This window comes from Nitrospina sp. 32_T5 (assembly GCF_052156635.1).
GTDB lineage: Bacteria > Nitrospinota > Nitrospinia > Nitrospinales > Nitrospinaceae > Nitrospina.
In genome coordinates this window covers 58,516-83,519 of record NZ_JBQKUO010000002.1, presented here as the reverse complement: position 1 = coordinate 83,519, position 25,004 = coordinate 58,516, and the positions used below count along the sequence as shown (strand labels likewise).

At 58.2% G+C, this 25,004-nt stretch carries 26 protein-coding genes; 15 read left to right on the top strand and 11 right to left on the bottom strand.

The window, feature by feature from the left end; translation table 11 throughout:
• Positions 1-6 precede the first annotated feature (6 nt).
• Positions 7-771: an exodeoxyribonuclease III gene (locus ACTRW9_RS05190; protein WP_442427213.1), complete on the bottom strand. Its 765-nt coding sequence runs from the start codon at positions 769-771 to the stop codon at positions 7-9.
• 282 nt (positions 772-1,053) lie between these two features.
• Between ACTRW9_RS05190 and ACTRW9_RS05185 the strand changes: the two genes are divergently transcribed.
• Both ACTRW9_RS05185 and ACTRW9_RS05180 read left to right on the top strand, forming a co-directional pair.
• Complete coding sequence (locus ACTRW9_RS05185) at positions 1,054-2,037, top strand: ABC transporter ATP-binding protein (protein WP_442428546.1); 984 nt, start codon at positions 1,054-1,056, stop codon at positions 2,035-2,037.
• A gap of 3 nt (positions 2,038-2,040) precedes the next feature.
• Positions 2,041-3,003 carry an ABC transporter ATP-binding protein gene (locus tag ACTRW9_RS05180; protein WP_442428545.1) on the top strand — a complete coding sequence of 321 codons (963 nt, stop codon included), beginning with the start codon at positions 2,041-2,043 and terminating at the stop codon, positions 3,001-3,003.
• Between the two features lie 21 nt (positions 3,004-3,024).
• Here ACTRW9_RS05180 and ACTRW9_RS05175 read toward each other — a convergent pair whose 3' ends face one another.
• The 10 genes from ACTRW9_RS05175 to ACTRW9_RS05130 all read right to left on the bottom strand — a co-directional run bounded on the left by ACTRW9_RS05175 (position 3,025) and on the right by ACTRW9_RS05130 (position 9,926).
• On the bottom strand, positions 3,025-3,438 hold the full coding sequence (locus ACTRW9_RS05175; RefSeq protein WP_442427216.1) for a nuclear transport factor 2 family protein: 414 nt from the start codon (positions 3,436-3,438) through the stop codon (positions 3,025-3,027).
• Positions 3,439-3,478: 40 nt separating this feature from the next.
• The gene (locus ACTRW9_RS05170) at positions 3,479-4,081 is read right to left on the bottom strand and encodes a peroxiredoxin family protein (RefSeq protein WP_442428544.1); all 603 of its coding nucleotides are present in this window, start codon (positions 4,079-4,081) and stop codon (positions 3,479-3,481) included.
• The gene (ccsA, locus tag ACTRW9_RS05165) at positions 4,038-4,760 is read right to left on the bottom strand and encodes a cytochrome c biogenesis protein CcsA (protein WP_442427218.1); all 723 of its coding nucleotides are present in this window, start codon (positions 4,758-4,760) and stop codon (positions 4,038-4,040) included. Before ccsA ends, ACTRW9_RS05170 begins: the two co-directional genes overlap by 44 nt.
• On the bottom strand, positions 4,753-4,905 hold the full coding sequence (locus ACTRW9_RS05160) for a CcmD family protein (RefSeq protein ID WP_442427219.1): 153 nt from the start codon (positions 4,903-4,905) through the stop codon (positions 4,753-4,755). The genes ccsA and ACTRW9_RS05160 overlap by 8 nt, the downstream gene beginning before the upstream one ends.
• 4 nt (positions 4,906-4,909) lie before the next feature.
• Complete coding sequence (locus ACTRW9_RS05155; protein WP_442427220.1) at positions 4,910-5,590, bottom strand: heme exporter protein CcmB; 681 nt, start codon at positions 5,588-5,590, stop codon at positions 4,910-4,912.
• A 76-nt stretch (positions 5,591-5,666) separates the two neighbouring features.
• The gene (locus ACTRW9_RS05150; protein ID WP_442428543.1) at positions 5,667-6,407 is read right to left on the bottom strand and encodes an ABC transporter ATP-binding protein; all 741 of its coding nucleotides are present in this window, start codon (positions 6,405-6,407) and stop codon (positions 5,667-5,669) included.
• 56 nt (positions 6,408-6,463) lie between these two features.
• Entirely contained in the window at positions 6,464-6,814 is a 351-nt protein-coding gene (locus tag ACTRW9_RS05145) for a hypothetical protein (protein WP_442428542.1), read from the bottom strand.
• A 4-nt stretch (positions 6,815-6,818) separates the two neighbouring features.
• A complete protein-coding gene (locus ACTRW9_RS05140) occupies positions 6,819-7,322 on the bottom strand; it encodes a cytochrome c-type biogenesis protein (protein WP_442428541.1) in 504 nt (167 codons plus the stop codon).
• A 5-nt stretch (positions 7,323-7,327) separates the two neighbouring features.
• Positions 7,328-9,343 carry a heme lyase CcmF/NrfE family subunit gene (locus ACTRW9_RS05135; RefSeq protein ID WP_442428540.1) on the bottom strand — a complete coding sequence of 672 codons (2,016 nt, stop codon included), beginning with the start codon at positions 9,341-9,343 and terminating at the stop codon, positions 7,328-7,330.
• A gap of 88 nt (positions 9,344-9,431) precedes the next feature.
• Positions 9,432-9,926 (bottom strand): cytochrome c maturation protein CcmE, encoded by a 495-nt coding sequence (locus tag ACTRW9_RS05130; RefSeq protein ID WP_442428539.1) that lies wholly within the window; start codon positions 9,924-9,926, stop codon positions 9,432-9,434.
• Between the two features lie 417 nt (positions 9,927-10,343).
• On the opposite strand from ACTRW9_RS05130, the gene ACTRW9_RS05125 reads away from it, so the two are divergent.
• The 13 genes from ACTRW9_RS05125 to ACTRW9_RS05065 all read left to right on the top strand — a co-directional run bounded on the left by ACTRW9_RS05125 (position 10,344) and on the right by ACTRW9_RS05065 (position 25,004).
• A complete protein-coding gene (locus ACTRW9_RS05125; protein ID WP_052338284.1) occupies positions 10,344-10,751 on the top strand; it encodes a division/cell wall cluster transcriptional repressor MraZ in 408 nt (135 codons plus the stop codon).
• Between the two features lie 26 nt (positions 10,752-10,777).
• A complete protein-coding gene (rsmH, locus tag ACTRW9_RS05120) occupies positions 10,778-11,716 on the top strand; it encodes a 16S rRNA (cytosine(1402)-N(4))-methyltransferase RsmH (protein WP_442428538.1) in 939 nt (312 codons plus the stop codon).
• Positions 11,709-12,032, top strand: a complete 324-nt coding sequence (locus ACTRW9_RS05115; RefSeq protein ID WP_005005701.1) for a cell division protein FtsL — start codon at positions 11,709-11,711, stop codon at positions 12,030-12,032. The genes rsmH and ACTRW9_RS05115 overlap by 8 nt, the downstream gene beginning before the upstream one ends.
• A 10-nt stretch (positions 12,033-12,042) precedes the next feature.
• Entirely contained in the window at positions 12,043-13,782 is a 1,740-nt protein-coding gene (locus ACTRW9_RS05110) for a peptidoglycan D,D-transpeptidase FtsI family protein (RefSeq protein WP_442428537.1), read from the top strand.
• Positions 13,783-13,844: 62 nt separating this feature from the next.
• Positions 13,845-15,347 (top strand): UDP-N-acetylmuramoyl-L-alanyl-D-glutamate--2,6-diaminopimelate ligase, encoded by a 1,503-nt coding sequence (locus ACTRW9_RS05105; protein WP_442428536.1) that lies wholly within the window; start codon positions 13,845-13,847, stop codon positions 15,345-15,347.
• On the top strand, positions 15,340-16,734 hold the full coding sequence (locus ACTRW9_RS05100) for a UDP-N-acetylmuramoyl-tripeptide--D-alanyl-D-alanine ligase (protein ID WP_442428535.1): 1,395 nt from the start codon (positions 15,340-15,342) through the stop codon (positions 16,732-16,734). The genes ACTRW9_RS05105 and ACTRW9_RS05100 overlap by 8 nt, the downstream gene beginning before the upstream one ends.
• A gap of 8 nt (positions 16,735-16,742) precedes the next feature.
• Positions 16,743-17,828 carry a phospho-N-acetylmuramoyl-pentapeptide-transferase gene (gene mraY / locus ACTRW9_RS05095; RefSeq protein ID WP_005005707.1) on the top strand — a complete coding sequence of 362 codons (1,086 nt, stop codon included), beginning with the start codon at positions 16,743-16,745 and terminating at the stop codon, positions 17,826-17,828.
• A gap of 7 nt (positions 17,829-17,835) precedes the next feature.
• On the top strand, positions 17,836-19,173 hold the full coding sequence (gene murD / locus ACTRW9_RS05090; RefSeq protein WP_442428534.1) for a UDP-N-acetylmuramoyl-L-alanine--D-glutamate ligase: 1,338 nt from the start codon (positions 17,836-17,838) through the stop codon (positions 19,171-19,173).
• 45 nt (positions 19,174-19,218) lie between these two features.
• The gene (ftsW, locus tag ACTRW9_RS05085; RefSeq protein ID WP_442428533.1) at positions 19,219-20,328 is read left to right on the top strand and encodes a putative lipid II flippase FtsW; all 1,110 of its coding nucleotides are present in this window, start codon (positions 19,219-19,221) and stop codon (positions 20,326-20,328) included.
• A 10-nt stretch (positions 20,329-20,338) separates the two neighbouring features.
• On the top strand, positions 20,339-21,433 hold the full coding sequence (murG, locus tag ACTRW9_RS05080; RefSeq protein WP_442428532.1) for an undecaprenyldiphospho-muramoylpentapeptide beta-N-acetylglucosaminyltransferase: 1,095 nt from the start codon (positions 20,339-20,341) through the stop codon (positions 21,431-21,433).
• A 36-nt stretch (positions 21,434-21,469) separates the two neighbouring features.
• Positions 21,470-22,888 carry a UDP-N-acetylmuramate--L-alanine ligase gene (murC, locus tag ACTRW9_RS05075; protein ID WP_442428531.1) on the top strand — a complete coding sequence of 473 codons (1,419 nt, stop codon included), beginning with the start codon at positions 21,470-21,472 and terminating at the stop codon, positions 22,886-22,888.
• Complete coding sequence (gene murB, locus ACTRW9_RS05070; protein WP_442428530.1) at positions 22,882-23,943, top strand: UDP-N-acetylmuramate dehydrogenase; 1,062 nt, start codon at positions 22,882-22,884, stop codon at positions 23,941-23,943. The genes murC and murB overlap by 7 nt, the downstream gene beginning before the upstream one ends.
• 137 nt (positions 23,944-24,080) lie before the next feature.
• Positions 24,081-25,004, top strand: a complete 924-nt coding sequence (locus ACTRW9_RS05065; protein WP_442428529.1) for a D-alanine--D-alanine ligase — start codon at positions 24,081-24,083, stop codon at positions 25,002-25,004.

The window sequence follows — 25,004 nt, the reverse complement described above, 5'->3', positions numbered from 1 at the left end:
TTCGCGTCAAACGATCTCGAGCCCGATGGGGCAGTGGTCCGAACCCATAACCTCCGGAGTGATAAAGGAGTTTTTGACGTTTTTAAGCAGGTCCCGGGTGACAAAAAAGTAGTCGATGCGCCACCCGATGTTCCTGGCCCGCGCATTGGCCCGGTAGGTCCACCAGGTGTACTGGTCTGGTTCCCGGCAGAACTCGCGGAACGTGTCCACGTATCCGTGCGCAATGAACTTGTCGATCCACTCGCGTTCCATCGGTAAAAAACCGGAATTTTTTTCGTTCTGCTTTGCGTTTTTCAGATCGATCTCCCTGTGCGCAGTGTTCACGTCGCCGCAGATCACCAGTTTTTTCTTCTGTTTTTTGCGAAGCGTCTCGCAGTGGTCGAGAAACGCGTCATAGTATTCCATCTTGAACTGCAACCGCTCGTCGCCGCTGGTGCCGTTCGGAAAATAAATATTGAGCAAATCAAACTTGGGATACTCCAGGCGCAGGTAACGTCCTTCCGAGTCGAAACGTTCGATCCCCATTCCGTAGTGGACTTGTTTCGGTTTGGTTTTGGAAAACACCGCAACACCGCTGTAACCCTTGCGTGTGGCCGGGCACCAGTAGGCCTCGTAGCCTTCGGGGTACGCCACCTCCGGCGGGACCTGCTCCGGGTGCGCCTTGGTTTCCTGCAGACACACCACGTCAGGATCGACCGAATCCATCCAGTCGCCAAAGCCCTTTTTCGCCACGGCACGGATGCCATTGACGTTCCAGCTGTAGATCAACATATAGAATTCCGTAGGAAGAAGTCGCAAAAGGGTCAAGCATATCCAAAATCTGCAACCCGTTCAATACCGTAGACGCCACCCATTCCCGGCTTGCAAATTCGGCGTCCGGACTTAGAATTGGTTGAGAGTGATACGATAGAATCGATATTCCTGGCGAGAGGGACGAGACCCCGTTCTGCACTTAAATGGCAGGCCCGGGGGCGGCTGGCGGAAACCTGCGGAGAGTGGAACGGAATCCAAGGACTGCCCGCAAGTCACCCTCCTTCACAAAACTTCCGACCTATGACTGCATCCAATACCGAACTTGACATTCAGAACCTGACGGTGAGTTTCACCGTCAACGGAAGGGAAGTCACTGCGGTCAACGGAATCACGTTTAAACTGAACGCAGGAGAAACGCTGGCTGTGGTGGGTGAGTCTGGAAGCGGCAAAACAGTGAGTGCCCTGTCCCTTCTGCGTCTCATTCCACAACCGCCTGGGCGCATCGTGTCGGGAAAAGTTCTATTCCACGGACGCGACCTGCTGGCCCTGGACGACGACGCATTACGTGCCGTGCGCGGCAACGACATCGGCATGGTGTTCCAGGAACCCATGACGTCGCTCAACCCGGTGTTGACCATCGGCGAGCAGATTGTCGAAACCCTGCGCGCGCACCGCAACATCGCCACCCAGGAAGCGCGGGAAATAACCATTGACCTCCTTCGGCAGGTGGAGATCCCCTCCCCGCAGTCACGCTGGAAATGTTATCCGCATGAATTGAGCGGCGGTCAGCGGCAACGCGCCATGATCGCCATGGCCCTGGCGTGCGATCCCGGGATCCTCATTGCCGACGAGCCGACCACGGCCCTCGACGTACTGGTGCAGGCACAGATTCTGGAATTCCTGCAACGCATCCAGCAGGAACGCGACATGTCGGTGTTGTTGATCACCCACGACCTCGGCCTCGTCGTCAATATCGCGCAACGCGCACTCATCATGTACGCCGGGGACATTGTGGAGACGGGACGGGTACGCGACCTGTTTTCCAAACCGCGTCATCCCTACACGCTGGGATTGATTGAATCGATTCCCCGCCCCGGTGCAAAGTCCCGACGCAAACGTTTTCATGAAATGGAAGGCAGTGTGCCTGCGCTGGGCCATTTGCCTCCAGGCTGCCCGTTCCATCCGCGTTGTCCCTCTGCGCAGCAAAAATGCCAAACGGAAAAACCGGAACTGGAAACCACCGAACCCGGCCGGCAGGTGGCCTGCTGGTATCCCAACGATTGAGTGATGAATACATCCACCCCCACAAACAACGATTCCCTGCTTGTTGTCGAAAACCTGAAAAAGGTTTTCCCAGGCGGGGTGCGAGCGGTGGACGGCATTTCGTTTTCCATACCGGAAAACCGCACGCTGGGACTGGTGGGTGAAAGCGGGTGCGGAAAATCGACCGCCGGGCGTGCGGTGTTGAGGCTGATCGATCCCACCGCAGGACGCATCGTGTTCGACGGACGGGATATCACAAGCCTTTCGCATACGGAGATGGTTCCGCTAAGAAGAGAGATGCAGGTGATTTTTCAGGACCCATACGCCTCGCTCAATCCACGCATGACCATCGGCAGAATCCTGGAAGAGCCGTTTCGAATTCACAATGGAGACGCGCCATCCGAACACCGCGACCGTGTGGCGGAGCTGTTGCGTAAAGTCGGTTTGTCTCCCGATGATGCCAAACGCTACCCGCACGCGTTCAGTGGCGGCCAGCGTCAACGCATCGGCATCGCCCGCGCGGTGGCACTTCGGCCCCGTTTCATCGTCGCCGACGAAGCGGTGTCGGCACTGGACGTTTCAATCAAGGCGCAGATCCTGAATCTCCTGCAGTCATTGCAGGACGAAATGGGATTGTCCTACCTGTTTATTTCGCATGACATGGGTGTGGTGGAGATGTTCTGCGACCAGGTGGCCGTGATGTACCTGGGTAGGATCGTGGAGATGGCATCCGCCGAAGCCCTGTATACTTCTCCCGGCCATCCTTACACCGAGGCCCTGCTCGACGCGATTCCGAAAATGGATGGCATCCGTCCTCGAGAGAAGAATAAAATCGTGGCAGGCGATGCACCGAGCGCGTCGAATCCACCCGCAGGTTGCGCCTTTCATCCGCGCTGCCCGATAAAGGAAAAACAATGCGAGACTGAAGTACCGGAGTTGAAGGAAACCACGCCAGGCCACTGGGTGGCATGTCACCTGCGGAGTTGAAATAAATAGAAGCCGGTGGCCTTAATGTTCGTCTTCGCCGGTGGAGGAAGGCGATGGCACCGACGCGGCGTGGTGCAGGATCATCTTCCACGAACCGTTGGTCTGGCGGAACAGATTGGTGGCGTGCACATGCGAGCTCTGGACCCCCGCCATGTGAATGGAAAAAAGGTTCTCCTGGCAACTCACCCAGGCCATGTCCCCCGACACCACCACACTGACGTCGCTCAGACGGATTTCCATGTGATCCGTGTTTTCAAAAATGTCCTTCCAGCTCTGGATAATGGAATCAAAGCCCCGCAATACGGGCCACCCGGGATGGATGCAGATGGAAGAGCCGTCGTCCTGCCACAGCGATTTCATCGCGTCGATATCCTGCTTGTTGAACGCTTCGTAAAACAGTTTGTTGGCTGAGAGAATTTCAGAATGCGCTTCCATGTGGGAATTCACAAATAACGGGGCTGCCGCCCCGGAGGTTTCAGGATGGTTTGAGTAAAAGTTCGAGGGCGTCGAAGGTTTCCTGCGCCTCCCAGTTTTTGGCCCCGTCCACCACGGCTACAATGCGCCCCTTGCGGTCGATGACATAGGTGGTAGGAATGGTGAAGGTATTGTACCGGCTCTCCACTTTATGTTGTGCGTCGAGAAGCACCGGAAACGACAACCCATACTCCTCCACGAAGTCACGCACCTTCTGGTCGTTGTCCTTGTCCAGGCTCACCGCGAGAATGGTCAGTCCTTCCGATCGAAAACGCCGGTACAGGTTTTCGAATCCCGGCATCTCGATACGACACGGACCGCACCACGTTGCCCACAGGTTGAGGATCACCACCTGGCCTTCAAAGTCCGCAAGGCTGACGCGGTTGCCTTTCAGGTTGCGCACGGTGAACCCCGGAGCCATGTACCCCACCGCCGACCGTTCCTGCGTCTGCACGGAGGCCACCTGAACCTCTTCCGGCGTCACCGGCGTTTCGTAATAGTGACTGACAAACGCCATCAGCGCGCCTGCAAACAGCACAATGTAGATTGCGGCGTACTTTTTAATGAGAGTAAAGTTTCTCTTTTTTGAGCCGGTCGACTTCATCTTTCATCCGTTCGAGGGAGACGCGCTGGGACATGAGCAGAAAGTAAAGCAGGGTGAACGCGCCGAGGGCGATCATCAGCGTGATGATCATGGGCGTGTCCATGCCTGCGCCGAATCCCTCCGGTGTGATCATTTTAGGTTTGGGATGGAACGTGCGCCACCACAGAACCGAAAAATGGATCAGCGGAATATCCAGAAACCCGACAATGCCCACCACCGCCGCGTACTTGGCGCGGGTGGACCCGGCATCGGTCTGCACGCGGAGCATCAGGTAGGCGACATAAATCAGCCACAGCACCAGCGTGGAAGTCAGCCGCGCGTCCCACACCCACCAGGTACCCCAGATGGGCTTGGCCCAGATGGGTCCCGTGATGAGCACGAGCGAGCAGAACAGAACGCCCACTTCCGCCGAAGCATGTGCGTAGATGTCCCATTCCCGGTCCCCTTTCCATAGAAACAGAATACTGCACAAAAACACCACGAAGAAAGCGAAGAATGCGATCCACGCAGACGGAATGTGGTAGTACATGATGCGCTGGACCACACCTTCGGTGCGTTCGGTGGGCACATAAAGATATATGGCGACCAGCATCGCCACCACCGCACCGATGGTGAGCACCAGCAGGACCGAACCATTGCCGCCGTTGTTGGCGGCTGTTTCGTTTGCAGGCTCAGTCATGCCGCTTGTCCTTGTTGAGGGTTTCGTTCAAAAGGTCGAGATCCGCCTTCAGCGAACGGTTCCGCTTCATGAGGGTGAACACATAAACAAGTATGCCGCCCCACACGAAGGCATTGGCGGCGAACAGAAATCCCAGGTTGTCCATTCCTTCACTCCTCGAAAATGTAATCGATGGTCATGATGGACACACCGATGTAAATCACGTCAAAACACAATGTCAGGCCCAGCCAGTTGAGGTTGTCCGCAAGCGTCTTGCCCATCAGGATCTGACTGGTCATGCGCACGGAACCGATGGCAATGGGCACCATCAGCGGATACAGGAGAATCGGCAACATGATCTCGCGCGTCTTCAGGTTCGACGACAGCGACGAAAGCAATGTGCCCAGCGCGCTGAACCCCAGCGTTCCCAGAAACAGCACGACGAGCAAAGGTCCCAGGTGCGATACCAGATCGATGTTGAAGAACACCATGAACACCGGAAGCAGGAACGCTTCCATGACAAGCAGAAACGCAAGGTTGCTCACCATCTTGCCGAAATAAATCGCAGAGCGGTCCACCGGGGTCAGGATGAGTCCCTGCAAACAACCGTTTTCCTTTTCCAGCGTGAACGAGCGGTTGAGTCCCAATGTGCCCGCGAACAGGATGGCGACCCACAACACGCCCGGCCCCACGGCATTGGCATTGACCAGGCTCAGATCGACCGAAAAGATAAAGATCAGGATCACCAGGAGGCCGAAGACGAACATCGAGCTGAACAGCTCCCGCGTCTTGAACTCGGTGCTGAAATCCTTGGCGGCGATGGCGCCGATCTGTTGAAAGTATCCGTTCATTTGTATATGACCAGGTTCAGCCGTCCATTATGCCCGATTAACCACGCCGCGGCCAATGTCCCTTTGCTGGACGTGATCACCCTGACCGGGCAATCTGTTCCAGATACAGGGTTTCGAAACAGCTCTTGTCAATGTTCGCCACCGGTTCGTGCAGAACAAACCGGCCGCGCGCCTGAATGGCCACACGATCGCACATTTCCAGCCCCCGCGCAAAATCGTGCGTCGTCATCAATACCGTACGGTGCTGGGTGTGCAGGGTTTCCAACTGTTTGCGCAACTTGAGTGATGCGTGCTGATCGAGCCCGGTATACGGCTCGTCGAGAAACAGGATCGACGGATCGTGCACGATGGCGCGAGCAATCGACAGCCTTTGCAGCATGCCGCGGGAAAACGTACGAACGCGGTCGTGCATGCGCGGAAGCAGACCGACTTCGTCGATGACCTGCTTCGCCCGGTCCGCCGGCTTGTCCACACCGTACATCTTCGCGTAGAACTGCACGTTCTCGAACGCCGAGAGGTCCGCATACAAAAAACTTGCGTGCGAGATGACGCCGATTTCACGCCTCATGGCGGGGTCGTTCGCCGTCACGTCGTATCCCGCCACCATCGCACTGCCGCTGGTGGGACGCGTCAACGACGACAGCATGCGGATGAGCGTGGTCTTGCCTGCGCCGTTCGGCCCGAACACCGTCAGGAATTCGCCGCACTTGAGATCGAATTCAATGCCACGGACCGCCTCGATGTGACCGAAACTTTTCCGCAAACCCCGCACCTGAATTGCGGGCTCCTGCGACGGGGCGACGGTGGGTTCGGACATGGCTGGCGGTTATTCGATGGTGGGGCGCGCCGGAATACAGGCGCCGGTTTGGTCCTTCAGGCCGCATCCACCTGCTTGGACTGTTTGGGCTTCTTTTTCTTTTTGGATTTGAACTGCTCTTCCAGTTCGTCGATGCGTTTCAATATCTGAAACGCCTCCTCTTCCAGCTTGACGAGGAGGGCGTCGTAATCGGCCTGGGATACCTTGTCCGTTTTCAAGTCAAATTCGAGCTCCTTGATGGACAACAGCACTTCTTCCTTGCGTACGAGCAGGTGCTTGTATTCTTCACCGGCGGGGTCGAGAGGGGAATATAACTTCTTGCCGCTGAGCTTGGAAAACAGAGGGATACCGACCGCGATCAGGATGGCAAGGACGACAAGGAACTGAAGGATGTTGACACCGGTCATGGGCTCAGGTTTCCAACCGATCCAGTTCGTCTTTCAACCGGTTCTGGTACGGCTGGTTTTCTGCTTTTTTCTGCGGCGTCTCACCGTCGGCCTGATCCGCCAGGGATGCGTCTTCACCTTCGGCTTTTCCGGGGGACCTGCGCGTCCAGGCGACGATGGCCTTGCGCACGCCGAAGCCGCCAATCACCAGCGCCACAAAAGGCGTGATCCACGCGGTGAGGTTGAATCCGGATTTGGTCGGGGCGGAGAGCACGGTCTCACCGTGCTTGTCCACATAAGTCTGGATGATCTGCTTGACGGTCAAACCGGATTCCAGTTGTTTGGTCAACTCGCCGCGCATTTTGTCGGAGTGATCGCAACTGCAATTGATGAGCACCTTGCCGCATTTGTCGTCGCAGGTGCACATCAGTGCATCCTCAAGGTTCTCCAACTGCGTGGCGGCGAATGCCGGCACGGCGGCGAAAACCCAGAAGCAGAGCGAAAATGTTATCAATGTTCGGTTACGCATGCTGCTCACTCTTGGGCCGGGACAAAGATGGCTTCCTGGCGCTTCAGCCGCTCCAGGCGGCGGCGCGACTCCAGCCGGTCCGGCCACATGCAGATGGACGTGCCGAAGGCAATGATCCACGCGCCGGTCCACATCCAGCTCACCATCGGGTTGATGTGCACCTTGATGGTGGCTGAGCTGTTGTCCGGATTGAAGTCCGCGAGGATCAGGTACAGGTCCTCTTTCCAGGTGGACCTGAGATCCACTTCCGAGACAGGCTGTTTCTGTCCTTTGTAAAATTCCTTTTCCGGGTTGCCGGTCCACACACGGCGGCCGTTTTCCGAGATGCCCAACTGCGCGATGACACGGGTCTTCACCGAGGTCTGTTCCTTCACCATCAACCGCTCGTAAGTGATGTCATAATTGCGGAGCTTGAACGTCTCGCCGATCTGCAGGTGTTTCTGGAATTCCGTATCGTAAGCCTGCGAGCCCGCAATGCCCGCGAACAGAAGCACCACGCCGATGTGCACGATATACCCTCCATATCGCCGCTTGTTCTTCCACACCAGTTGCGACAGGGCCGCAGGATACGTCTCCTCATGCGCCGCGTGGCGCGCCACCGAACCTTTTATGAATTCGGTGATGATGGACGCCATGACAAAAATGCAGAGGACGAAGGTGATGTACGAATAAATCTCCGCCTTGTCGGTGAGCGGCACGAAGGGAAACAGAACCACAGCGCCCGCCAGGGCGATCATCACCGGCTTGGCAAAATTCTTTTTGAGGTTCGACCACGTCGCCTTGCGCCACGCGATGACGGGGCCGATCCCGATCAGCGCAAGCAGGATGAGCCCGATGGGCACATTGACCTGGTTGTAGAACGGGGGGCCGACGGTGATCTTCACGCCGCGAAACGCTTCCGAGATGATCGGGAAGATGGTGCCCCAGAAAGTTGCGAACGTGATACCCAGAAGAACCAGGTTGTTGAACAGAAAACTGCTTTCGCGCGACAGGAACGAATCGAGTTCGTTTTTGCTTTTAAGCAACGGCAGACGCTTGAGGATAAGGACAGTCGAAAACGTGATGATGACGCCGAGAAACGCCAGGAAGTAATAACCCAGCGTCGCTTCGTCGAACGTGTGCACCGACTGGATGAGCCCGCTCCGGGTGATGAACGTGCCGAAGATGGTCATCACGAACGTGAGCAGGATGAGCGACATGTTCCACACCTTCATCATGTCCTTCTTTTCCTGGATCATCACAGAATGCAAAAACGCCGTGGCAATGAGCAAAGGCATGAACGCGGCATTTTCCACCGGGTCCCACGCCCAGTAACCGCCCCAGCCCAGTTCCACATACGCCCACTGCGCGCCGAACAGGTTGCCCATGCACAGGAAGAACCACGACACCAGCGTCCACTTGCGGGTCATGCGGATCCAGCCGTCGTCGAGATTCTTGGTGAGCAATGCCGCCGTGGCAAAAGCGAAAGGCACGGTGAAGCCGACGTAACCGAGGTACAGCGTCGGCGGATGAATCACCATCCAGTAGTTTTGCAGTAATGGGTTCAGGCCGCGCCCGTCTTCCGGGGGAAGCGGAATGCGTTCGAAAGGATTGGTGCTGAAATTGAGCAGACCGAGAAAAAAGATGGCAATGACCATCATCACCGCCAAAGCGACGGGCACCAGGCGGACATTCTGCCTGCGGTTCTGGATATACACCACCATCATGTAAGTGGACAGAATGAGCGTCCAGAACAACAGCGACCCCTTCTGCCCGCCCCAGAACGAGGAAAATTTATAGAAGATATCCAGTTCCCGGTTGGAATAGGCCCACACGTATTCGACGCTGAAGTCGTTGGTGAGAAACGCGTACCACAATGAACCGGAAGCCACCGCCACGCAACTCCAGACGATGAGCGGGGTCTTGTCTGCGCTCATATACAGATCGACACGGTTGTTGCGGAACGCCATCACGTAACCGACGACGCCGTACAGCGCGGTGGCCAGCGCCACCATCAATGCAAATTCACCCAGTTCATTCATGCTTTACGGTTCCTTAAAACAAACATCACGCCCAAAACACCCGCACTGGAAAACCGGGCGCTTCCCGGCGATCCCGTAGCGGGCAAAATTAGATGGCGGTCTTTTTGGTCAGAATTTTCGGGCTTTCCAAAGCAGGCTGTTTTTGTTTCCCGTCTATGGGAATGTCGCCCGGGTGGGATTTTCCCGCTTCCTTTTCCGCTTCGTACTTGGACGGACAACTGGTCAACAGGGTATTGGCATGGAACACCCCGTCGCGGCCGATGGTGCCTTCGATGACCACTTCCCGGCCGTCCTCAAACATATCCGGCGTGACGCCGGTATAGGTGACGGGCAAAACGGATTTCTTTTCCTCTATCTGAAACGCGACATCCAGGAAGTTTTCCGGGTTGCGGGTGATGGAGCCTTGCACCACGGTTCCCTTTACTTTCAGACCGGCACCCCGGTACGTGTCCAATCCCGCGGTCAACTCGTCAACCGTAACAAAGAATTTGGAGGTGCTGCTGATACTGGTCGTGATCAGGTACGCGATCGCGCCGACAATCAGGAAGGCACCCACCATGAACTTGATTTTTCGATGTTGCATGGGTCTGCAATCTCTTTAAATAAAAGGGTTAACCTGAATGAATCCAATCCTTTTCGATTGGAGCCATAGTATCACTGGCCAATAATTATTGTCAAAGCAATTTACCCCGCGCCAAGGCCGGAAGCCCTGCTTTAAAAATCCATCAACTCTTTCCTATTGTACCCACAACCCACCACCCGGATTCCACCTAAATCTGGCCTCATTGCGGGATCGGTTTTGTCCGCCTGTTTCCAAAGTAATAGGAAACCCAACCCACCACCAAAGCCCTGTCGGAGGCCCTGCAAAGGCCTTTCAGGCCTCCGCCCGATTTTTTCTTTTTTTATTGACAGAATGTCACGTTATGCTAGCATAGTGTCTAAATGTGTCATATAGTGTCACATTATGGCGGGCAACCGAATTACCTTTGGCAGGGTAGAAATGGTTGGTTTTTTAGGGACATATCAGGTCAACCTGGACGAAAAGGGGCGTCTCAACGTCCCGGCGAAGTTCAAGGGCCTTCTGGACAAGCAATACGACAACCACAACCTTGTGGTCGCCGTGATGCCGGACAAGGAGGGGAATAAGGACCGCGAATACCTCATTGTCTTTCCCCAGAAGGAATGGCTGGTCAACGAGGAAAAGCTCAGCCACCTGTCCGGGTTGGACGGCGACGACCGCAACAAAATGCGCGAAATTTACGCACAGGCCAGCGAATGCGAGGTCAAGTCCGGAAAAATCCTGATACCCCAGCACCAGCGTGATCGCGCCGGGCTGAAAAAAGAAGTGATCCTGGTCGGCATGTCCAAGACGTTCGAGATCTGGTCCGCCGACCGGTTTGAGATTTGAGGGGATCGTGGAGGGCCGATTCCGCCATGGTGGATTACCACACGCCAGTTCTGTTAGAGGAGGTCCTTCATTATATAGAACCCCAAAACAAGAGGCTCATTGTCGATGGCACCCTGGGGGACGGGGGTCACACGCAGGCAATGCTAGACGCCGGGCCGACATTGCGGGTCCTGGGAATCGACCGGGACACCGAAGCCCTGGAACGGGCCAGACAACGGCTGGCCACCTACAAGGAAAGGGTCATTCTGGTGCACGGCAGCTTCAGCGAAGTCAAAAGCATACTCGCCCGGCAGAACGAGCCGGCGATGAACGGCATCCTGCTGGATTTCGGGGTCTCTTCCCGGCAGTTGGACGTCGCCGAGCGGGGGTTCAGCTTCCGTTTCGATGGGCCGCTGGACATGCGCATGGATCGCAGCCAGGAAGGTCCCACGGCCGCCGATTTGCTCGAAACGCTTTCCGATTTCGAGCTCGAACAGATTTTTCGCAAGTATGGAGAAGAAAAAAGACCAAGACAACTCGTACGGTTGATCCGCAAAGCGCAGGGCTCCCATCCCATCAAAACAACCTTCGAACTTTCCCAAATCCTCTCCAGCGCGGCGAAACCGTCGCGTAAACCCCGTATTCACCCAGCCACAAAAGCCTTCCAAGCCCTGCGCATTGCGGTTAACCGTGAGTTGGACCACATCCAGAAAGCACTCGAAGACGCCATCGACTGCCTCGCCCCCGGCGGGCGCATGGTGGTGATCTCCTTTCATTCTCTAGAAGACAGAATCGTTAAAGATTTTTTCCGTACCGAGGCAAAAGGCTGTATCTGCCCGCCCAGGACGCCAATGTGCGTGTGCGGGCGAAAAAGCAGGCTCAAGGTTCTGACCCGGAGGGTGGTCAAACCGTCGGCCCTGGAAGTGGAACGCAATCCCCGGGCCTCCAGTGCGAAGTTGAGAGCGGCGGAGCGCATCCATGACTGATCCGCAATCCTGGTTGAGATGGGTCCGATCCCAGATTCACCTGTCGCCCATGGAATTCCGCGTGGTGACGATCGGCTTGTTCCTGTTTCTCCTTGGCGGACTCTTTTACGTTTGGCCAAACGTAAAGATGGTCAAGTTGGCGTACGACTTCCAGGCGCAGCAACGGCTCCACACCAAGCTGCTCCGTGAACACACCCTCCTTCAGTTGGAGCGGGACAGCCTGCTGTCCCTGGACCGGGTCCAGTACCTGGCCGAACACCGGTTGGGAATGCAGGAGCCCCGGCCGGAACAGATCGTCACGATCTTTGTGAAGTGAGGGCGTGGCCATGCGCCGCATCAAAAAAAATTCACCGCAAACCCTGTATTCCGCCCTGAAAGGCCGCATGGCCGTGGTTTCTGTTCTGTTTGTGGTTTGCGGCCTTGCCCTGGCGGGCAGGCTCGCGCATCTGCAGATCTTCCAGCACGACGAACTCCTGTCCCAGGCGCAGAAACAGTACTTGCGGACGGTGGAAGTCGTCACCGGCCGGGGCCATATTTTCGATAGAAACCGGAACCTGCTGGCAACCAACCTGGATGTGGAATCCGTTTACATCGATCCCCGCGAAATTTTCAATTCCAAAGAGACGGCCCGCGCCCTGGCCGGTACATTGAACCTGGATCCGGAAGCCGTTTTGGAAAAAGTGAATTCAAAAAAACATTTTGTCTGGATCAAACGCAAGGCACGTCTGGACGAGATTGCGCAGCTTCGTCAACTGGACCTGCCCGGCGTGGGTTTCATTAAGGAAAGCAAGCGGTTTTACCCGCGCCGCCAGTTGGCCGCCAGCACGCTGGGTTTCGTCGGTCTGGACAATCAGGGCCTGGCAGGAATCGAACACGAGCGCCAGTCCCTGCTCAAGGGCAAACTGAAGCGGAAGGTGGTGGAAAAGGACGCGCGCGGCCGGTATCTGCAAACGGGTCCGGACGACGCCTCGCATCGCAACCGCGACCTGGTCCTGACCATCGACGAAGTCATCCAGTTCCATGCCGAACAGGAACTGGAAAAACAGGTGCGCGAGTTCCAGGCTAAAAGCGGACTGGTTATTGTGATGGACCCGAACGACGGCAGCATCTACGCCCTCGCCTCCTACCCTGGGTTCAATCCGAACAACTTTGCCGCCTTTCCGCGCAAACGGTGGGGCAACCCCGCTGTCACACACGCATACGAACCGGGTTCTATTTTCAAGCCCATCGTCGTCGCAGCGGCATTGGAAGAAGGCGTTGCGCGGCCGAACGACATCTTTTTCTGTGAAAACGGCAACTACGAAATCGGCGGAATCCACATCGGCGAAGCCGCCAACCACCGCTTCGGCTGGCTGACCCTGCAAAACATCATCTCCAAGTCGAGCAATATCGGCGCGATCAAGGTGGCGCAAAAGCTGGGCGAGGAACGCTTTCATGAATACATCCGCAACTTCGGCTTCGGTTCCCGCCTGGGCGTGGACCTGCCGGGTGAGACCCCGGGCATGGTGCGGGATCTTTCCGACTGGTCGGGTCTGTCACTCGCATCCATTTCGTTCGGGCACGAGATTTCGGTGTCTCCCCTGCAGATGACGGCGGCCATTGCGGCCATCGCCAACGGCGGCCTTCTGGTGAAGCCGCACGTCACTCACGAGGTTCTGAAAAACGGCGAAGTGGTGAAGCAGCCGGAAGAACAGATCATCCGCCGCGTGCTCACACGTCATACCAGCCGGCAGATGATCGACATGCTCAAGCAGGCGGTGAAACACGGCACCGGCAAGCAGGCGGGCATTCCCGGCTTTGAGGTCGCGGGGAAAACCGGTACCGCACAGAAGATCGATCCCGAAACGCATACATATTCCACGTCCGCGTATCTCGCTTCGTTCATCGGCTTCGTACCGGCGGACGCACCCCGGCTGGTGATCCTGGTGATGATCGACGAGCCGCAAAAATCGTACTGGGGCGGAGAGGTCGCGGCGCCGGTGTTCCAGCGCCTGGCTGAAAAAACCCTGCGCTACCTGCATATTCCATCGAGCAGGGAGCGTGTGTTTGTCCTGGACCGGACATGATCGTCGTTAAAACGGCAAATCATGACGAACCGTCATCCGCAAACTGCGGAGTTTATTTTGTGATGAACCAAAAACTTGTAAAACTCATCAACGGCTTTCCGCTGGAAAACCTCGTGGGCACGCTCGACCGCGATATCGTTTCGATCGCCTACGACTCGCGGAAAGTGGAACCGGGTTCCTTGTTCGTCGCCATACCGGGGCACCACCACGACGGAAGTCTGTTCATCGCCGACGCATTGGAGCGCGGTGCGGTGGCGTTTGTCACTGAAACCGGCGTCGAGGATTTGATGGAGCAGGGCGTCGGCGGACAGAACGCCACAGGGCTCCACGTCAGGGACGCGCGTCACGCGCTGGCGTGGGTGTCGGCCCGGTTTCACGGCGATCCGTCGCACCACATGGAACTCACCGGGGTCACCGGAACCAACGGCAAAACCACCCTCACTTACCTGCTGGAAAGCATTTACAAGGCCAACGAAGAGCCCAGCGGCATCATCGGGTCCATCAACTACCGCTACGCGGACACCCTGCGTCCGGCACCGATGACTACGCCGGAGGCGCTTGAAATCAACCGCATGCTGGCGGAGATGTGGGCGGCGGGGGTTCAGCGCTGTGTCATGGAGGTGTCGTCGCATTCGCTGGCTCTCAAGCGCGTGCGCGAACTCAAATTCGCCGTCGCCGTTTTCACCAATTTCTCACGCGACCACCTCGACTACCACAAGACGCTCGACCACTACAAACAAAGCAAGAAAAGCCTGTTCCTGGATTGCACCGTTGGCAAGCAGGTGATCAACATCGACGATGCCGTCGGTCGCGAAATCGCTTCCGAAATCGATTCGGTCACTCTGACCACCGGCCTCGAACAATCCGCGGATGTCACGGCAGAAGACATCAAGATCGATCCCGACGGCGTGCGCTTCATCCTGAAAACACCTTACGGCGATACGGAAATTCAATCGACGCTGCTTGGCCGCCACAACATCTACAACATCCTTTCGGCGGCGGCGGTGGGATTGATCCAGGGCATCGCCCTCGACACCATCGCCCGCGGCGTGAGGGAACTTGCGCGGGTGCCGGGACGCTTCGACAAAGTGGACATGGGGCAGAACTTCACCGTGGCGGTGGATTACGCCCACACCGATGACGCTCTCCTCAACGCATTGAAAGCCGCTCGCACTATTTCTTCCGGAAAGGTGATCGTCGTTGTCGGGTGCGGCGGCGACCGCGACAACACCAAGCGCCCGGTCATGGGAAGGATTGCCGCGGAATTGGCGGACTTCGCCGTCATCACCTCCGACAACCCGCGCACGGAAGACCCGAACGGGATCATCGACCAGATTCTTGAAGGCATCCCGGACAACATCAATCCCGAGGAACGCTACATGGTCCTGCCGGAGCGCCGCGACGCCATCCGCTTCGCCATTAATAAGGCGCAATCGGGCGACCTGGTGCTGATCGCAGGCAAGGGACACGAGGATTACCAGATCCTCGGAACGGAAAAGATTCACTTCGACGACCGCGAAGAGGCGGCCGAAGCTCTGCAACAAAGGTTCAATGTGAATGGATAGCGATTTGCAAACCGTGATTTCAGCCGTGAATGGGGAAAAAATAGTGGGCTCTGCGACATCACGCTTCTCCGGCGTGTCGATCGATACCCGTACCCTGAAAGCGGGCGAACTGTTCGTATGCATTCAGGGAGATCGATTTGACGGACACGATTTCCTGAACGAGGCCATCGCTAAAAAGCCGGCCGGGGTGATCGTCTCCGACCGCACACGCCTGCCCCTCGATGAATTACAGGAAGGTCCCTTCGCCGTTGCCGTACCCGACACGTTGAAAGCATTGCAGGATCTTGCGGCGTATCACCGCAATCAGCAGGACGTGCGGGTGGTCGGCGTCACCGGCACCAACGGCAAATCGACCACGAAAGAAATGATCGCGGCCATCACCGGCACCCGATTCAAAACGCTCAAGACGCAAGGCAACCTGAACAACCACATCGGCGTGCCGCTCACGCTTCTCAACCTGACGCGCGAGCACAAAGTGGCGGTGATCGAAATGGGCATGAGCGCGGCGGGGGAAATCCGCCGCCTCGCGAAAATCGCCAAACCGGAGATCGGCGTCATCACCAACGTCTCGGAAGCGCACATGGTGCAGTTGAAAACCATCAGGGACGTGCAGGCGGCCAAGGGCGAACTGTTCGAGGCATTGAAGGAAAACGGGACCGCCATCGTCAACGCGGATGATCCGCTGGTGGTGGAGCTCGCGGACGGCTTGCGCGCGCGGGCCATCACGTTTGGGCTCGATCCGTCCGCCGACGTGCAGGCGCGCGACATCCGCGCCGCCGACATCACCCGGATCGAATTCACAGCAAGGGTGTTCGACACCACGGCGCCGGTCCGGCTGCCGTTTTCGGGGATGCACAATGTGCGGAATGCACTGGCGGCGCTGGCCACGGGAGCGGCCCTCGGAATGAAGATTGAGAGCATGGTGCCCGGCCTGGAAGCAACTCAGGGACTCAACCAGCGCGGTCAGGTATTCGAACACAGCGGCATGACGATTCTGAACGACACGTACAACGCGAATCCGCGTTCGATGCGGGAAGCCATCCACACTCTCAACGCCCTGCCCTGCACCGGGCGCCGTTTTCTGGTAATGGGCGCCATGCTGGAGCTGGGCGAACGGGAAAACCCCGCACACCGTCAGGTCGGCGAATGGGCGGTTGAGAACGGAATCGACTACCTCGTTACCGTGGGAATGCTGGCGGGGCTCGCCGCAGACGCCGCTGCCGAGCGCGGCATGGACGCCGAACACATTCACCGCGGGGAAACACACGATAACGCCGCGCAATTTTTGAAACAACACGCTCGCACAGGGGATTGCCTGCTGTTCAAGGGGTCCCGTGGGTCGCAAATGGAAACCGTGATCGAAAGGTTCACCGGCACCGCCCGGTAAAAAGGGATATGTTCTATCACCTGTTTTATCCGCTCAGTTCGGACTATTCCATCTTCAACGTGTTTCGCTACATCACGTTTCGCTCGGCCTACGCCGGCATCACCGCGCTCGTGCTGTGCCTGGTCTTTGGCCCCATGGTCATCCGCGCCCTGCAGAAACTGGAAGTCGGCGAGACCATCCGCACCGACGGACCGCAATCGCATATTTCAAAATCCGGCACCCCGACGATGGGAGGCCTGCTGGTCATCTTCACATTCCTGCTCGCCACCCTGTTGTGGGCGAACCTCACCAACACGTATGTGTGGTTGCTGATTTTCGTCGCGGTTGGTTTCGGCCTCATCGGTTTCGTCGATGACTTTCTGAAACTGCGCAAAGGCAAAGGGCTGACTGCACGGTCGAAACTGTTCTGGCAGATTCTGGTGGCCACGATGGTGGGCCTGTTCTGCACCTACTTCGATCCTCATCGCATGGGATTCGCCACCAACCTGTATGTGCCTTTCTTCAAGGATTTCACACCGGATCTCGGCGGCTGGTACGTGGTGCTGATCGTCATCGTCATCGTCGGCACTTCCAATGCCGTGAACCTGACCGACGGCCTGGACGGCCTGGCCATCGGTCCCATCATCATCGCCACGCTCACTTACACTGCCCTGGTGTACATCACCGGGCATTTCAAATTCGCGGGCTACCTGAATATCCAGTACGTCGGCGGCGCGGGGGAAATCGCCGTGCTCACGTCCGCCATCGTCGGAGCGAGCCTGGGCTTTCTCTGGTTCAACGCCTATCCCGCGCAGATGTTCATGGGGGATGTCGGTTCGCTTTCGCTGGGAGCGATCCTCGGCACCGTGGCGGTGATCGCCAAACAGGAACTGCTGTTGATTTTAGTCGGCGGCATCTTCGTCATCGAAGCGCTGTCGGTCATCATCCAGGTCGCGTATTTCAAGTACACGGGAGGCAAACGGTTTTTCAAGATGGCCCCCCTGCACCATCATTTCGAGCACCTGGGCTGGGAAGAGCCGAAGGTGATCGTCCGTTTCTGGATCATCGCCGTCGTGCTGGCCATGCTCAGCCTGAGCACGCTGAAGCTGAGATGAATTGCTTATGGACGTAACGGGAAAACACATTGCCATCGTCGGCCTTGCCCGCACCGGCATCGCCACCGCCAACTTCCTCGCACAGCGCGGGGCGAAGGTGACGGTGTGCGACCAGAAATCCCTTGCGGAGCTGGAAGAGGCGGTGCGGCAACTCGATGCTGGGATCGAGACCCGGTTCGAAACGTCAGCCCCGGAGGGCGATACGCTCGATCTCATCGTGCTCAGCCCCGGCGTGGACATCCACAATCCGGAACTCGAACCCGCACGCCAGAAGGGCGTGGAGGTCATCAGCGAACTGGAACTGGCGTCGCGTCTCTGCACGACCCCGATCATCGCCGTCACCGGCACCAACGGCAAGACAACGACGACATCGCTCATCGGCGCGTTGTTGAAAGGCGCGGGGTACGACATCAAGGTCGGAGGCAACATCGGTGTGCCGTTCGTGGCGCTGATCGATCCGCCCCCCAGGGACTACATGGTGCTCGAGGTCAGCAGTTTCCAGCTGGAGGGCGTCGATACATTTCATCCGTTCATCAGTGTGATTCTGAACCTGACTCCGGATCACCTGGACCGGCACGGCTCAATGGAAACCTACGCCACGCTGAAGGAGCGCATCGCCGCCCGCCAGACCGAAGACGACTGGATGGTGATCAACGCCGACGACCCGTGGGTGAAAAAGATGGCTGAAAACAAAAAAGCGCAGACGGTGAGCTTCAGCACCCGGTACGAGTTGCCGGTGGGTGCTTACCTGGAAGAAGGCGCCGCCTTCCTGCAGTGGGGCGGCAGCGCCATCCCGGTGATTGAAATGAATGATTTGAAACCGGCGCTCGCCCGGCAGATGGAAAACGTGCTGGCCGCCATGGCCGCGGCCTATCTTGCGGGAGTCGATCCCGCCGCCATGCCGGCGACGCTCCGCGAGTTCGAAGGCCTGCCGCACCGGCTCGAATGGATACGCACGGTCAACGGCGTCGATTTCATCAACGATTCGAAAGGAACGAACATCGGCGCAGTGGAAAAATCGCTCAACAGCTTCGACCGCCCGGTGATCCTGATCGCCGGAGGCAAAGACAAAGGGGGCGACTTCTCCGCCCTCAAGGAAATCTTTCTTGGACGGGTCAAGTTCCTTGTACTCATCGGTGAGGCCCGTTCAAAGATAGAGGCGGTGCTGGACGGATCGTTCGACCACGAGGCGGCGGAAAGCATGGACGCCGCAGTGCAGGCCGCCTACCGACACGCGGAACCGGGTGACGTGGTTCTGCTCTCGCCCGCGTGCGCCAGTTTCGACATGTTCCGCGATTACGCGGACCGGGGTGAACGCTTCCGCGAATGCGTTCAACGTTTGTGAAAGAAGCGGCGGATTTCATGCGGTTTCCGCCTGAGGAATTGGTTTATGGCCCAGAAAAACGCACAACCGGGATGCGACCGCATTTTGGCCTTCGCCGTCGCCCTGCTCGTGCTCATCGGCATCGTCATGGTGTTCAGCTCGAGCGCGGTGTATGCGATGGAAGAATACCAGGACTCCTGGTTTTTCCTGAAACGGCACCTGCTGTGGGTCCTGATTGGAACGGCCATGCTGTTTGCGGCGAAATCCGTGGACTACCACAAGTTGGACGGCGCAACTTATCCCGTTATGGCCGCCACCGTATTCCTGCTCATCGCGGTGATGATGCCGGAGATGAGCAAGGAAGTCGGCGGCGCCCGGCGCTGGCTGGTGCTGGGCGGCTTTTCGTTCCAGCCGTCGGAACTGGCCAAGTTCGCCGTCATCCTGTTCATGGCCAAATCCCTGGTCAAACGCGCCGACAAGCTGGGCAACTTCGCTTACGGATTCCTGCCGAACCTCATCGTGCTCGGTATCTTTTTCATGCTGATTCTCCTGCAACCGGACTTCGGGACGGCACTCATCATCTCGATTGTCTGCTTCACCATGCTGTACATCGCGGGAGTGAAAAAAAATTACCTGGTCTACTCCGTCATCGCCGCCGCGCCGTTCCTCATCTCGGCGGTGTTGAGTGCGGAGTACCGCAAGCGCCGCCTGTTGTCGTTTCTCGATCCGTGGGCGGACCCGTCGGATACCGGTTTCCAGGCGGTGCAGTCGTTCCTCGCCTTCGGACGCGGCGGCATATGGGGACTGGGCCTGGGCGACAGCCGGCAGAAGTTGTTTTACCTGCCGGAAGCGCACACCGATTTCATCTTCTCCGTCGTCGGGGAAGAGTTGGGATTCATCGGCACCATGGGCATCCTCGCGCTGTTCATGCTGGTGCTGTGGCGTGGCTTCAAGATCGCGTACCACGCAAAAGACATTTACGGCACGCACCTGGCCACAGGACTCACGTTGCTGGTCGCTATTCAGGCGTTCACCAACATGGGCGTGGCGGTGGGTTTGCTGCCGACGAAAGGGTTGACGCTCCCGTTCATCAGTCTGGGCGGGTCGTCGTTGTTGATCACCATGCTCGGCATGGGGGTTTTGTTGAACATATCGGAGCAAACGGTCCGACGTTGATGCATACACGATGGCGAACTACGTCGTCATAGCCGGAGGCGGAACCGGGGGGCACCTGTATCCCGGTATCGCGCTGGCCAGAGCTTTGAAAGCCATGGACGAAAACATCGAAATCACCTTTGTCGGCACGAAACGCGGCCTGGAAGCCCGCGTTCTACCGCGCGAAGGCCTGCCGCTCAAAACCATCCTCTCGAGCGGCCTGCTGGGCAAGAAGGGCCTGGGACGCTGGACTTCGTGGTGCAAGCTCCCGGTGGGCCTGGCGCAGTCGATGTGTTTTCTCATCCGCAAGCGGCCGAACCTCGTGGTCGGTGTCGGCGGCTACGTGTCGGGTCCGGTCGCGGTGGCGGCGTGGATGCTTCGAATTCCCATTCTCGTGCACGAACAGAATACGGTGCCGGGTGTCACCAACCGGCTGATCGCCAGAATCGCAAGCAAAGTCGCCGTGTCGTTCGAGCAGTCGCGGGACTACTTCCCCGCCGGCAAGGTGGTGGAGACGGGCAACATGATCCGCGAAGAATTCTGCAGGGAAGAAGAACCGACGGCGTGGAAACCCGGCCAGCCCTTCCACCTGCTGATCCTCGGCGGGAGCCAGGGCGCGCAGTCGATCAACGCGGCGATGTTGGAAGCGCTTGAACATCTCGAAAGCGTGAAAGGGGATCTCCAAATCGTTCACCAGACCGGGGAAAAGGACGAAGCCCTCGTTCGGCAACGCTATGAACAGGCGGGATTCTCCGCCCGCGCCGAGGCGTTCATCTACGACATGGAAGAGCAGTACCGGAAGGCGTCGCTCGTGATCTGCCGCGCCGGAGCCACAACACTGGCGGAAGTGACGGCAACCGGCAAGGTTTCGGTGCTCGTCCCCTTCCCGTTCGCCGCACACAATCATCAGGAGCACAACGCACGCGTGCTGGAAGCGGCGGATGCGGCCGAGGTCATCCTCGACCGCAACATCAACGGACACAAGCTCGCCCAGTCCGTCCTCGACGCGATGCAGAATCCGGACAAGCTGGAAGAGCGGGCGAAGAACAGTTTCAGGCTGGGGCGGCGCGACGCGACGAATCGCGTGCGCGACCTGTGCCGTCAATTGATGGGTGCGGCGATTTAATACCGCCCCTTTTTACAGGAAGGATCATGCGACCCCATGTTTCTGGGAAAAACACGGCGCATTCATTTCATCGGTATCGGAGGAGCCGGCATGAGCGGCATTGCTGAAGTGCTGATCAACCAGGGTTACGACGTGACGGGCTCCGACCTCGCGCGCTCCACCGTCACCGAACACCTGGAGAAGGCAGGCGCGACGATCCACTACGGCCATGCGGCGGAAAACGTTGCCGACTGCCAGGTGGTGGTCACTTCCAGCGCGGTGAAAGCGGACAACGTGGAAGTGAAAGCGGCGCGGGAGCAATCGGTCCCGGTCATCCGCCGTGCGGAGATGCTGGCGGAACTCATGCGCATGAAGTACGGCATCGCCATCGCCGGCACCCACGGCAAGACCACCACCACGTCCCTGGTCGGCACCCTGCTTGCGGGCGGCGGGCTGGACCCGACGGTGGTCATCGGCGGCAAGCTCAAAAGCGTGGGCAGTCACGCCCAGCTCGGGCAAAGCGAGTTCCTCGTGGCGGAAGCGGACGAAAGCGACGGTTCGTTTCTGAAACTCATGCCGACAGTGGTCGTGGTCACCACCCTCGACGAAGAACACATGGAGTACTACGGCACGCTTGACACCCTGAAAGAAGCGTTTCTGAATTTCATCAACAAGGTCCCGTTCTACGGCACGGCGGTGCTGTGCCTCGATGAAGTCAACATCCAGTCGCTCATCCCGCACGTGGAGAAACGCGCCATCACTTACGGGCTGACAAGTCAGGCCGACTACACCGCACGCAACATCCGCTTCAAGGGACTCGACACCTGGTTCGACGTGTTCCACCACGGCAAAGCGCTGGGCACCCTGCATTCGGTTGCCCCCGGACGCCACAACGTGCTGAACACGCTGGCGGCGGTGGCCGTGGCGATGGAACTCAACCTCACATTCGACACCATTGCCGACGCCTTGAAACAGTTCCGCGGCGTGCAGAGGCGCTTCGAGATCATCCACGACACCGAACCGCTGGTGGTGGTGGACGACTACGGTCATCACCCGGTGGAAATCCAGGCCACCCTGCGCACGGTGCGTGAGGTCTGGCCGGAACGCCGCATGGTGGTCGTGTTCCAGCCGCACCGCTATTCGCGCACGCGTTCGCTCATGCAGGAGTTCTGGTCGTCGTTTCACAACGCCGACTGCGTGATCGTCAACGACATTTACGCCGCAGGCGAAGACCCTGTCGCAGGGGTGACCGCCGGACGCATGGTCGAGGGCATCAAAAACTTCGGCCACAAGCACGTGGAATACATTGCAGACCGCAAAACCACCCAGGACCGTTTGAACCAGCTTCTCCAGCCCGGTGATGTGCTCCTCACGCTGGGCGCGGGGAACATCTGGGAACTCGGACGCGAACTGATCGCCAACCTTCCCGCCCGGCTCCGCGGCGGAGATGCAGGAAAGGATTCCTCTTCATGCTGAACGATCCCTGGAAATCCAGACTCATCCGTTACGCCCACATGAATCATGGACACAGCGTGCACTTCGCCACCGTCACCGATGTGCCCAAAACCATCCTCGGCAAAAAATTTTATAAGAGAAATGCCATGACCCGTTCCATGAAATGGCTGGATACCCTTCAGGGAGAAGTGCGGCAGAACGAACTGATGTCCCGGCACACGTCTCTTTGCGTGGGCGGCCCGGCCGACTACTTCATCGTCCCCAAAAACATTGAAGACATCAAAAACGTATTGAGGAACCGCGGCGAGCTGCCGGTGTTCGTGCTGGGAGAAGGCACCAACCTGCTGGTGGCCGACCGCGGCATCACCGGAATCGTGCTCTCGGTCAAGGAAATGTTCAAAACCATCCAGACGCCAGTGTTCTCGCGCCTCACCAGTGGCGAGGAAGTGGCCTCCGTGCGCGTCGGTGCAGGCACCAAGATGTCGTACCTCGTCAAGTACCTCGCCAAGTACTCCCTGACCGGCATCGAAGACCTCGTCGGCATTCCGGGATCGCTCGGTGGCGCGGTGGTGATGAACGCCGGGGCCGACGGTACCGAGATCGGCGACGTCATCCGCAGTATCACGCGCATCAACGACGACGGCGAAGTCGAAACACTGAGCCGCGACGAGTTGACGTTCCGGTATCGAAAAACGATTTTCCCCACCCCGGGCGGAATCGTCATCGAAGCCGAATTGAAACTGAATAAGGGCGATCATCTGGAAATCCAGAAAGCCATCGACGCGCACCTCGACCGCAGGCGGCGGAAACAACCGCTCACGCTGCCCAATTCCGGCTCCGTGTTCAAGAATCCGGAAGGCGACACCGCAGGCCGCCTGATCGAGGAAGCGGGCCTGAAAGGATTCAGCATCGGCGGCGCGGCGGTGTCGATCAAGCACGCCAACTTCATCGTCAACCAGGGCGAGGCCACAGCAGAGGACATCCGCGAGATCATTGAAACCGTGCGGAAGGTGGTGAAAGAAAAATCCGGAATCGATCTCAAAACCGAGGTCGTGCTGGCCGGAGAATGGGATTGAGTTGAACCGCGGACGCAGGAAGGGGCGTTCGCCTGAACAAACGAATATGGTCCGCAAAACAAAGGTACCCCTCCTTCCTTTGCCCCGAACTTTGGCCGGTTCGGGGGCGGGCCAGTTATTTTGAAAGCCGGTAACGCTTGCAGTCTTTGAAAGAAAAAACCATCGGCGTCCTGATGGGCGGCCTGTCGAAAGAACGGGAAGTGTCCCTGACCACGGGCCGTGAAGTGATGCAGGCGATCCGGCGACTGGGCCTGAAAGCGGTGGAGATCGATGTCACCCACGACGTGTGGACGCAGATCAAGGACGCGGGCATCGACCTCGCGTTCGTCGCCCTGCACGGCACCTACGGCGAGGACGGCACCATCCAGGGCCTGCTGGAATACGCCCGGATTCCGTACACCGGCTCCGGCGTTCTGGGAAGTTCGGTGGCCTACAACAAGGTCACCTCGAAGGAGGTTTTCATGCAGAACGGCATCCCAACCGCCACCTACCAGGTGGTGCGCAAAGCAGAGCGCGACGCGTTTCAGCGTCATCTCGACCTGCCGGTGGTGGTGAAGCCGTCAGACCAGGGATCGAGCCTCGGCGTCACCATCGTGCACGAGGCAACGGAAATGGAAGCCGCGCTGGACCTGGCGTTCCGCTACACGGAGGAGGTCGTGGTCGAACAGTACATCGACGGCAAACTGCTGGCGATCGGCATGCACGGCGAACAGCCGATGCCGATCGTGCACATCCGGCCGAAGTCGGGCTTCTACGACTACGAGTCGAAGTACACCAAGGGAAAGACGGAATACATCTGTCCGGCGGACCTGAGCGGTATCGAGCGCGAAACCTGCCAGCAGGTGGCCATCGCCGTATTCCGCGCACTCAAGGGGCGCGGCTTCCCGCGGGTCGACGTGATCCTCGACGACGCCGGTGTGCCTTACGTTCTGGAGATGAACACGATTCCAGGAATGACGCCGACCAGCCTTCTGCCGATGGCGGCGAAGGAAGCCGGGATGAGTTTCGACGAACTCGTGCTGGAAATTCTGAAACGCGCCACGCGCGATTACAGGGACTGA

Coding starts and splice junctions, on each gene's coding strand:
- mraY (WP_005005707.1), top strand. CDS start 16,743: ATGTTCTATCACCTGTTTTATCCGCTCAGTTCGGACTATTCCATCTTC.
- ACTRW9_RS05125 (WP_052338284.1), top strand. CDS start 10,344: ATGGTTGGTTTTTTAGGGACATATCAGGTCAACCTGGACGAAAAGGGG.
- ftsW (WP_442428533.1), top strand. CDS start 19,219: ATGGCCCAGAAAAACGCACAACCGGGATGCGACCGCATTTTGGCCTTC.
- murD (WP_442428534.1), top strand. CDS start 17,836: ATGGACGTAACGGGAAAACACATTGCCATCGTCGGCCTTGCCCGCACC.
- ccsA (WP_442427218.1), bottom strand. CDS start 4,760: ATGACTGAGCCTGCAAACGAAACAGCCGCCAACAACGGCGGCAATGGT.
- murC (WP_442428531.1), top strand. CDS start 21,470: ATGTTTCTGGGAAAAACACGGCGCATTCATTTCATCGGTATCGGAGGA.
- ACTRW9_RS05135 (WP_442428540.1), bottom strand. CDS start 9,343: ATGAATGAACTGGGTGAATTTGCATTGATGGTGGCGCTGGCCACCGCG.
- ACTRW9_RS05180 (WP_442428545.1), top strand. CDS start 2,041: ATGAATACATCCACCCCCACAAACAACGATTCCCTGCTTGTTGTCGAA.
- ACTRW9_RS05175 (WP_442427216.1), bottom strand. CDS start 3,438: ATGGAAGCGCATTCTGAAATTCTCTCAGCCAACAAACTGTTTTACGAA.
- ACTRW9_RS05105 (WP_442428536.1), top strand. CDS start 13,845: ATGAACCAAAAACTTGTAAAACTCATCAACGGCTTTCCGCTGGAAAAC.
- murB (WP_442428530.1), top strand. CDS start 22,882: ATGCTGAACGATCCCTGGAAATCCAGACTCATCCGTTACGCCCACATG.
- ACTRW9_RS05115 (WP_005005701.1), top strand. CDS start 11,709: ATGACTGATCCGCAATCCTGGTTGAGATGGGTCCGATCCCAGATTCAC.
- ACTRW9_RS05100 (WP_442428535.1), top strand. CDS start 15,340: ATGGATAGCGATTTGCAAACCGTGATTTCAGCCGTGAATGGGGAAAAA.
- murG (WP_442428532.1), top strand. CDS start 20,339: ATGGCGAACTACGTCGTCATAGCCGGAGGCGGAACCGGGGGGCACCTG.
- ACTRW9_RS05170 (WP_442428544.1), bottom strand. CDS start 4,081: ATGAAGTCGACCGGCTCAAAAAAGAGAAACTTTACTCTCATTAAAAAG.
- rsmH (WP_442428538.1), top strand. CDS start 10,778: ATGGTGGATTACCACACGCCAGTTCTGTTAGAGGAGGTCCTTCATTAT.
- ACTRW9_RS05110 (WP_442428537.1), top strand. CDS start 12,043: ATGCGCCGCATCAAAAAAAATTCACCGCAAACCCTGTATTCCGCCCTG.
- ACTRW9_RS05155 (WP_442427220.1), bottom strand. CDS start 5,590: ATGAACGGATACTTTCAACAGATCGGCGCCATCGCCGCCAAGGATTTC.
- ACTRW9_RS05140 (WP_442428541.1), bottom strand. CDS start 7,322: ATGCGTAACCGAACATTGATAACATTTTCGCTCTGCTTCTGGGTTTTC.
- ACTRW9_RS05190 (WP_442427213.1), bottom strand. CDS start 771: ATGTTGATCTACAGCTGGAACGTCAATGGCATCCGTGCCGTGGCGAAA.
- ACTRW9_RS05160 (WP_442427219.1), bottom strand. CDS start 4,905: ATGGACAACCTGGGATTTCTGTTCGCCGCCAATGCCTTCGTGTGGGGC.
- ACTRW9_RS05145 (WP_442428542.1), bottom strand. CDS start 6,814: ATGACCGGTGTCAACATCCTTCAGTTCCTTGTCGTCCTTGCCATCCTG.
- ACTRW9_RS05150 (WP_442428543.1), bottom strand. CDS start 6,407: ATGTCCGAACCCACCGTCGCCCCGTCGCAGGAGCCCGCAATTCAGGTG.
- ACTRW9_RS05185 (WP_442428546.1), top strand. CDS start 1,054: ATGACTGCATCCAATACCGAACTTGACATTCAGAACCTGACGGTGAGT.
- ACTRW9_RS05130 (WP_442428539.1), bottom strand. CDS start 9,926: ATGCAACATCGAAAAATCAAGTTCATGGTGGGTGCCTTCCTGATTGTC.